General features: G+C 67.3%; 7 protein-coding genes. 5 read left to right on the top strand and 2 right to left on the bottom strand.

The window, feature by feature from the left end; genetic code table 11:
• Positions 1-105: 105 nt before the first annotated feature.
• Positions 106-2,691: an aminopeptidase N gene (gene pepN, locus JHC79_RS16510; protein ID WP_296392759.1), complete on the bottom strand. Its 2,586-nt coding sequence runs from the start codon at positions 2,689-2,691 to the stop codon at positions 106-108.
• 171 nt (positions 2,692-2,862) lie between these two features.
• Here pepN and JHC79_RS16505 point away from each other — a divergent pair, with 171 nt between their 5' ends.
• The 5 genes from JHC79_RS16505 to sthA all read left to right on the top strand — a co-directional run bounded on the left by JHC79_RS16505 (position 2,863) and on the right by sthA (position 7,335).
• Positions 2,863-3,510 carry a DsbA family protein gene (locus JHC79_RS16505; protein WP_296392757.1) on the top strand — a complete coding sequence of 216 codons (648 nt, stop codon included), beginning with the start codon at positions 2,863-2,865 and terminating at the stop codon, positions 3,508-3,510.
• A 47-nt stretch (positions 3,511-3,557) separates the two neighbouring features.
• Positions 3,558-4,031 (top strand): ribose-5-phosphate isomerase, encoded by a 474-nt coding sequence (locus tag JHC79_RS16500; protein ID WP_296392755.1) that lies wholly within the window; start codon positions 3,558-3,560, stop codon positions 4,029-4,031.
• A gap of 6 nt (positions 4,032-4,037) precedes the next feature.
• Positions 4,038-4,832 (top strand): DNA-formamidopyrimidine glycosylase family protein, encoded by a 795-nt coding sequence (locus tag JHC79_RS16495; RefSeq protein ID WP_296392752.1) that lies wholly within the window; start codon positions 4,038-4,040, stop codon positions 4,830-4,832.
• Between the two features lie 80 nt (positions 4,833-4,912).
• Complete coding sequence (locus tag JHC79_RS16490) at positions 4,913-5,779, top strand: PE-PPE domain-containing protein (RefSeq protein ID WP_296392750.1); 867 nt, start codon at positions 4,913-4,915, stop codon at positions 5,777-5,779.
• Positions 5,780-5,901: 122 nt separating this feature from the next.
• On the top strand, positions 5,902-7,335 hold the full coding sequence (gene sthA, locus JHC79_RS16485) for a Si-specific NAD(P)(+) transhydrogenase (protein WP_296392748.1): 1,434 nt from the start codon (positions 5,902-5,904) through the stop codon (positions 7,333-7,335).
• A gap of 67 nt (positions 7,336-7,402) precedes the next feature.
• Here the strand turns inward: sthA and JHC79_RS16480 are convergent, their stop codons facing one another.
• A complete protein-coding gene (locus JHC79_RS16480; protein WP_296392785.1) occupies positions 7,403-8,053 on the bottom strand; it encodes a L,D-transpeptidase in 651 nt (216 codons plus the stop codon).
• Positions 8,054-8,355 lie beyond the last annotated feature (302 nt).

Raw genomic sequence — 8,355 nt, 5'->3', positions numbered from 1 at the left:
ACGGCTGTCGCCCGCTCCTAGCACCCACGCGCTCGGCTCGACCCACACGAACGCCGCGTCCCCTGTCGGGGACGCGGCGTTCGTGCGTCGGTGTGTGTGGGCCGATCAGGCGTGGCCCGCGTCGAACGCCCGGATCCGCAGGGAGCGCGCAACGGTGTCGCGTCCCTCGAGGATGAGACGGCGCAACGCCGGCGGGTGGTCGCCCTCGAGGAACCGATCGGCGAGGGCGAGGGACTCCTCGTCCACCGAGAAGCCCGGGTACAGGCCGATGACGACGCTCTGCGCCACCTCGCTGGACCGTCGTCGCCACACGTCGGGCACGGCCTCGAAGTAGCGAGAGACGTACGGGGCGAGCAGTTCGCCCTGTCCCGGCCGTGCGAAGCCGCCGATGACCGATCGCGCGAACGTGTTCGACAGTGTGTCGTCCTCGACCGCCTGCTCCCACGCCCACTGCTTCGCCTCGGCGAGCGGACGGGCTGCCCTGGCACCGGCGGCCTTGCGGGCGCCCGCGGAGGTGTTGTCGCGCTCGGCCTCGGCGTCGATGACCGGCGTGGAATCCGGATCGGTGTCGATCGCCCCGGCGGTGGCGAGGGCGGTGACGATGCTCCACCGCAGATCGGTGTCCACGACGAGTCCGGACAGACCGTGCTCGGCCGGGTCGTCGCCGTCGAGCAGTGCTGTGAGCGTGATGACGACGTCGTCGCCGACCAGGCCGCCGAGCAGCGCGCCGACGAACGCCAGCTGGTGGTCGGAACCGGGTTCGGCGGCCTGAGCGAGCTCCAGCAGTCGCGCGCTGAACGTCGGCCATCCGGTGGTCGTCGCCCACTCGGGATCGCTGTACCGGTCGACCGCGGTCTGCGCCTGCATGAGCACGCGTTGCACCACGCCGATCTCGGTCTCGGCGCCGATGCCGCGTTCGACCAGCTCGACGAAGTCGCGGGCACGCATCGTCGCGCCGCGGGTCATCTCCCACGCGGCCGACCACACCATGGTCCGGGGGAGTGACTCGGTGATGTCGGCGATCCGCTGCGTCGCCGTGGCCAGCGAGTGGTCGTCGAGTGCGACCGTGCAATAGGTCAGGTCGTCGTCGTTGACGAGGATCAGCGCGCCGCGGTCGACCCCGACGAGCTCGGGGACCTCGGTCCGCTCGCCCTCGATGTCGAGCTCGGCCCGCTGCACACGGACCAGCTTGCCGTCGGAGTCGTCGTCGTAGATGCCGACGGCGATCCGGTGGGTGCGCAGCTCCCCGGCACCCGGCGCCGCGCCCTCCTGGACGACCTCGAACCGGGTGAACTTCCCTGACTCGTCGGTGTCGAAATCTGCGCGCAGGACGTTGATGCCGGTGGTTCGCAGCCACTGGTCACCCCAGTCGGACAGGTCGCGCCCCGACGACTTCTCCAGTGCCCCCAGAAGATCCGAGAACGTCGCGTTGCCGAACTTGTGGGCGGCGAAGTAGTCGCGCAGGCCGGCGAGGAAGTCCTCGAGACCGACATAGGCGACGAGCTGCTTGAGGACCGACGCGCCCTTAGCGTAGGTGATGCCGTCGAAGTTGACCTCGACCGCGGCGATGTCGGGGATGTCCGCGGCGACCGGGTGGGTCGAGGGCAGCTGGTCCTGGCGGTAGGCCCAGGACTTGTCGACCGTCGCGAACGTGGTCCAGGCGCTCTTGTACTCGGTGGCTTCCGACTGGCACAGGACGGACGCGAATGTCGCGAAAGACTCGTTGAGCCACAGGTCATCCCACCACTTCATGGTGACCAGGTCGCCGAACCACATGTGCGCCATCTCGTGCAGCACGGTCTCGGCGCGTCGTTCGTAGAGCGCCTTGGTGACCTTCGACCGGAAGACGTAGTCCTCGAGATAGGTGACGGCACCGGCGTTCTCCATCGCGCCCGCGTTGAACTCGGGGACGAACAGCTGGTCGTACTTGCCGAAGGCGTAGGGGACACCGAAGTTCCGGTGATAGAAGTCGAACCCCTGCTTGGTCTCGGTGAACAGACGCTCGGGGTCCATGAACTCACCCAGCGACGCCCGGCAGTAGATGCCGAGGTCGATCGACCCGTGATCGTCGGTGTAGGTGTCGGTCCACTGCGCGTACGGTCCGGCGATCAGCGCGACCAGGTAGGTGCTCAGCAACTCGGTGGTGACGAAGGAGTGCTTGCCGTCGGTGCCCGAATTCTCATCGGCGGCACCGTTGGAGATGACCTTCCAGTCGGCGGGCGCGGTGACGGTGACGGTGAAGGTGCCCTTGAGATCCGGCTGGTCGAAGCAGGCGAACATCCGCTTCGCGTCGGCCGTCTCGAACTGCGAGTACAGGTACACCGACTCGTCGGTGGGGTCGACGAACCGGTGCAGACCCTCACCGGTGTTGGAGTAGATGCAGTCCGCGACGACGGTCAGCTCGTTGTGCTCGGCGAGGTCGGGGAGCGCGATCCCGGCCTCCTCGGTGTAGTCCGACACGTCGATGTCGGTGCCGTTGAGCGTCGCCGAGTGGATGGTCCTCGCGATCACGTCGACGAAGGTCGACGCGCCCGGCGTCGCGTCGAAGGTGATGGTGCTGGCCGACCGGAAGGTCTCGACACCGGGTTTTCCGTTGCCGTCGGTCAGATCGAGATCGATTGTGTAGGTGTGGACCGAGATGGTCGCCGATCGTTCGGCGGCCTGGTCGCGGGTCAGATTGGGTGCGCTCACGATGTTCCCCCTGGTCGTGTCTGGTGTCAGCCGTGTCTGGTGTCCCCACACACTTACCGCATCAGACCCGGAAGGGAATTACCGAGGCCGACGTAGGTTGTAACCCAGAGCAGCGCCCGCCGTCCGTGGTGGGCAGCCCCAACTCATCATTCGCCGAGCGAGGAGTCATCCATGACCGCGACAGCCGATCAGACCACGACGACCGGGACCGACAGCACGCGCGATCGCGTGGATTTCTGGCTCGATCCCCTGTGCCCGTGGTGCTGGATCACCTCGCGGTGGATCCTCGAGGTCGAGAAGGTGCGCGACATCGACGTCGAGTTCCACATCATGAGCCTCGCCGTCCTCAACGAGGGCAAGGACATCCCCGCGGAGTACGCGGAGAAGCTCAAGGAGGCGTGGAAGCCGGTCCGCGTACTGCAGGCGGCCGTCGACGCGCACGGCCACGAGGTGCTCGACCCGCTGTACACCGCGATGGGCACCCAGATCCACAACAACGGCGTCGACGACTTCGCCAAGGCCATCGAGGCATCGCTCGCCGAGGCCGGTCTGCCCGCCGAACTCGCCGAGGCCGCGGACTCCACCGATTTCGACGAGACCATCCGCAAGAGCCACCACGAGGGCATGGACAAGGTCGGCGACGACGTGGGCACCCCGACCATCCACATCAACAACATCGCGTTCTTCGGACCGGTCCTGTCGCGTATCCCGCGCGGTGACGACGCCGGTCGGGTCTGGGACGGTGCGGTGCTGCTCTCGAGCTACCCGCACTTCTTCGAGCTGAAGCGCAGCCGTCACGAGAACCCGCAGTTCGACTGAGCGACCGCACACGCCGACGCGCATGGCGAGATGACAGAATGATCGCCATGCGCGTTTACCTCGGTGCCGACCACGCCGGCTTTGAACTCAAGAACCTGATCAGTGACCACCTGAAGGCGGCGGGACACGACGTCACCGATTGCGGTGCCCACACCTACGACGCGCTCGACGACTACCCGGCGTTCTGCATTGCCGCGGCGGCCGCGACGGTGGCCGATCCCGGTAGCCTGGGAATCGTGTTGGGCGGCAGCGGGAACGGCGAGCAGATCGCCGCCAACAAGGTCCCGGGCGCACGGTGCGCGTTGGCGTGGAGCGTGGAGACCGCGCAACTGGCGCGTCAGCACAACAATGCACAGCTGATCGGTATCGGTGGGCGGATGCACACCACCGAGCAGGCCCTGGCCATCGTCGACGCGTTCCTGTCGACCGCATGGTCGGACGAGCCGCGCCACCAGCGTCGCATCGACATCCTCGCCGAGTACGAGCGGACGGGACAGGCCCCCGCCCTGCCCGCGAACTGAGGGCGTATGCCCGAGGGCCACACGATTCACCGCCTGGCTCGCCTGCACCACCGGCGCTACCGCGGACAGCAGTTGCGCGTGAGCAGTCCGCAGGGCCGTTTCGTCGACGAGGCGCGTGCGCTCGACGGCCAGGTGTTCCGTGCCGCGGAGGCCTGGGGAAAACACCTGCTGCACCACTACGACTCCGGTGCGATGGTGCACATCCATCTCGGGCTCTACGGCAAGTTCTCCGATGTGAAGGCGCCGATGCCCGCACCCGTGGGACAGGTGCGGCTGCGCATCGAGGGCGACGATCACGGCGGTGACCTGCGCGGGCCCACCGCCTGCGAGATGTACACCCCGGAAGACCTCGACGCACTCGTCGCCCGCCTGGGCCCCGACCCGCTGCGCAAAGACGCCGATCCGGACAAGGCCTTCCGGCGGATACACAAGTCCAGGCGCGCCCTCGGGGCGATGCTCATGGACCAGAAGATCGTCGCCGGGATCGGCAACGTGTACCGCGCCGAGGTCCTGTTCCGCGCCGGCGTGCACCCGATGCGGATCGGCACCGCAGTCGAGAACGATGTGTGGCAACGGATGTGGCGCGACACCGTGGAACTGATGGATGTCGGCGTCCGCAAGGGCAAGATCATCACGATCCGCCCCGAGGACGACCACGGTGTTCGCGGACCGCGCGGGCGTCCCCGGAGCTACGTCTACCGACGTCGCGGCGAGCCGTGCCGCGTGTGTGGCAACACGATCCTCGGGGAGATCATGGAGGGGCGCAATCTCTTCTGGTGCCCCAGCTGTCAACCCGACTAAACGTCGTCGGTCTCTCGTTCGCAGAGAATCCTCAGGGTTGCGACCGTCGGTCTCTCAGGGTTGCGGTCGATGATCGAACCATGACCACAGTGACCGTTCTGGCCGTCGGCGGGACCGGCGAGTCCTTCCCCGGCGACCCCCGCACCGACGTCACCGGTCTGCTCGCCGGGGTGACCGACCGTCTCGACGATCGGTTCCGGAGTCGATGGGTGGGCTACCCGTCCAGCTACGGTCCGGTACCCGCACGCCACGGGATGAGCTTCGCCGACAGCGTCGCCGTGGGATCGGATCGACTGCGGTCACTGATCGCGACGACGCCGGGGCCGATCATGCTGATCGGCTATTCGCAGGGGTGTGTCGTGATCCGACATGCTCTCGCGGGTGACCACGTCCGTCGGTCTGACCTGTGTCGGGTGATCGGTGTCGGTCTCGTAGCCGACCCGCACCAGCCGGCGGGCGTCGTCGACGGGTGTGCGGGCTCCGGTGTCGCCGGCCCGGGACCCGATCTACCCACCGGTGTCGCCACGCTGTGGATCGCCGACCCCGCGGACATGATCTGTAACGCCGACGCCGACTCGCTCGTGCGCGACGTCGCCGATCTCACCGAGGCCTTGTCGCTCGACGACCTCCTCGGATGGCTGCGTACGTCATTGCTGAAGCTGCGGCGCAACACGTTCCAGAACGCCGCTCGCACCTCCATCCGACCCCGGCAGTGGCGGCGTGACCTCACGCGTGTGCGACGGCTCGTGTTCGACGTGCTCGGATACCTGCCCGCGCTGATCGTGATCGGTGGATTCCGGGTCCGCAACCGACGCGGTGGGCGTCACACCGCCTACGCGTCCGAACCGTTGGGTGGGCGTGGCGACCACCCCGGAGTCGTCGTGCTCGCCCACTGGCTGCAGGTGCAGGCCACCTTCGCCACGGACCTGATGTCCGAGGCCGCCTGAGCGCTGCCGGCCGGGTCACGGTCACATCCGCCGGAATTCATCCGCTCGACATGTGCGCACGTCCGGTCTGGGCGAGACTGATGCCAGTTGCGCCGATGTCGCGCGGGAAGCGGAGTGGAACTGTGGATCATTACGACCTGGTTGTCATCGGTTCGGGCCCGGCCGGACAGAAGGCGGCCATCGCGGCCGCCAAACTCGGCAAGAACGCGGCCGTGGTCGAACGTCGGGACATGGTGGGCGGGGTGTGCATCAACACCGGCACCGTGCCGTCGAAGACGATGCGTGAGGCCGTCCTGTACCTGACCGGACTCAGTCAACGGGAGCTCTACGGCCAGTCCTACCGACTCAAGGCGGACATCACCGTCTCCGACCTGTCGGCGCGTACCGCCCACGTCGTCAACAAGGAGATCGATGTCATCCAGAGCCAACTGACCCGCAATCGGGTGGCGTTGTTGATCGGCAGCGCGAAGTTCACCGGCCCGAACGAGATCTCGATCGACGGACCGGACGGCGAACGCAAGGTCATCACCGCCGACCACATCGTGATCGCCGTCGGGACCCGTCCGGCGCGACCCTCGTCGGTCGAGTTCGACGGCGCGACCATCGTCGACTCCGACCAGATCCTCGGGATGAGTCACGTCCCGCAGTCGATGGTCGTCGTGGGCGCCGGCGTGATCGGGATCGAGTACGCGTCGATGTTCGCCGCCCTCGGCACGAAGGTGACCGTCGTCGAGAAGCGCGCCAACATGCTGGAGTTCTGCGACCGCGAGATCGTCGAGGCGCTGCAGTACCAGCTGCGCGAACGCGGTGTGACGTTCCGATTCTCCGAGTCGGTCAAGACCGTGGAGAAGCACCCCGGGGGCACCCTGACCATCCTCGAGTCCGGCAAGAAGATCCCCGCCGACACCGTGTTGTACTCCGCGGGCCGACAGGGCGTCACCGACGAGCTCGACGTCGCGAAGGCCGGCCTGCAGGGCAATGAGCGCGGGCGGCTCGACGTGAACGAGAACTTCCAGACCGAGGTCGCCCACATCTACGCCGTCGGCGACGTCATCGGGTTCCCGGCGTTGGCCGCGACGTCGATGGAGCAGGGGCGGCGCGCCGCCTACCACGCGTTCGGAGAGCCGGCGGGCGACGTCGATCCCATCCAGCCGATCGGGATCTACGCGATCCCGGAGGTCAGTTTCGTCGGCAAGACCGAGGACGAGTTGACCGCCGAGAACGTGCCGTTCGAGGTCGGGGTGGCGCGCTATCGCGAGCTCGCGCGCGGCGCGATCATGGGGGACTCGTACGGGATGCTCAAGCTCCTGGTGCACGCCACCGACCGCAGTCTGCTGGGTGTGCACGTGTTCGGCAGCAACGCCGCCGAACTGGTGCACATCGGCCAGACCGTGATGGGGTGCGGCGGAACCGTCGACTACCTGGTGGGCGCGGTGTTCAACTACCCGACGCTCGCCGAGGGTTACAAGGTGGCCGCCCTGGATGCGGTGAACAAGATGCGCGCGATCTCACGGGTCACCGGGGCAAGCAACGGCCACGACCTCGGAGCCGAGTGACCCGATGACAAAAATCCGGGCGGACCGCGTGTGCGGCCCGCCCGGATCTCATTGTGTCAGTAGGGGATCAGCTGCCCTGGACGTACTGGCCGCCGACCGTCCCGCGCACCACGATCGGGGTGCCGGTGGGGAAGTTGTCGAAGGCCCACTTGCCGTTCTCGGTGCTCACGTTGATGCAGCCGTGGCTCACGTTGGACTTGCCCTGCTGCGCCACCGACCACGGTGCCGCGTGCAGGAAGATGCCGTCGAAGCTCATCCGGATGGCGTACTCGACGTAGGTGCGGTAGCCCTCCGCGGAGTCGACCGGGACGCCGTACGTGGACGAGTCCATGTACATGTCGCGGTACTTCTCCTTGGTGAAGTACGTGCCGTTCGGCGTCGGGTGATCGTTCGAGCCCATGGAGATGGGCATCTTGCGCACGATCTTGCCCTCGTGCCAGACGGTCAGTTCCTTGGTGGCGTCGTCGGCCAGGGCGACCCAACCGGTCTTGGTGGCCACCGGCGGAGCCGGCTCGACCGGGACCGGCGCCGGAGCGGGCTCCGGGGTCGTCTTCGGCGCGGGCGGTGCCGGCAGAAGGGGCTTGATGAAGTCCGGGACCGGCACGCCCGGCAGGCCGGGGATGGTCGGCTGCGGTGCCACCGGGGCGGCACTCGCGACGGACGGAACGGCCACGACGGCGAGAACGATGCCGAACATGACCATGAGGAGACGCGTCATCAGACGCGGACGCCGTGCGGCGTCATGGGTGGACTTGGGAGTCAGCACGAGTTCGTGACCTAACCTTCGTTCGCGGAACAACGGACAGCGCGAGACCCCACGCGCTGTTACATCGTTACATGGGCCGAAGACCACTCCAACCCGAATCGTGACCGTTTTGTGGCTGAAGTGCACTTGTGTGGCTGAAGTCACCGTGTGTGGCGCCGATTCGGGGCCGTCTGCCTCGAGACGCCGGTCACACGTGCGGCTGACAGGGGATCAGAGCGACAGGGGGATCGTGGTCGAGTAGATCGTCTTCACCG

The organism is Williamsia sp., from assembly GCF_016462415.1.
Taxonomy (GTDB): domain Bacteria; phylum Actinomycetota; class Actinomycetes; order Mycobacteriales; family Mycobacteriaceae; genus Williamsia_A.
Note: the sequence above shows the minus strand (reverse complement) of the source record. Positions and strands in the feature narration are given on the sequence as shown.

Coding starts and splice junctions, on each gene's coding strand:
- JHC79_RS16505 (WP_296392757.1), top strand. CDS start 2,863: ATGACCGCGACAGCCGATCAGACCACGACGACCGGGACCGACAGCACG.
- JHC79_RS16490 (WP_296392750.1), top strand. CDS start 4,913: ATGACCACAGTGACCGTTCTGGCCGTCGGCGGGACCGGCGAGTCCTTC.
- JHC79_RS16480 (WP_296392785.1), bottom strand. CDS start 8,053: ATGACGCGTCTCCTCATGGTCATGTTCGGCATCGTTCTCGCCGTCGTG.
- JHC79_RS16495 (WP_296392752.1), top strand. CDS start 4,038: ATGCCCGAGGGCCACACGATTCACCGCCTGGCTCGCCTGCACCACCGG.
- JHC79_RS16500 (WP_296392755.1), top strand. CDS start 3,558: ATGCGCGTTTACCTCGGTGCCGACCACGCCGGCTTTGAACTCAAGAAC.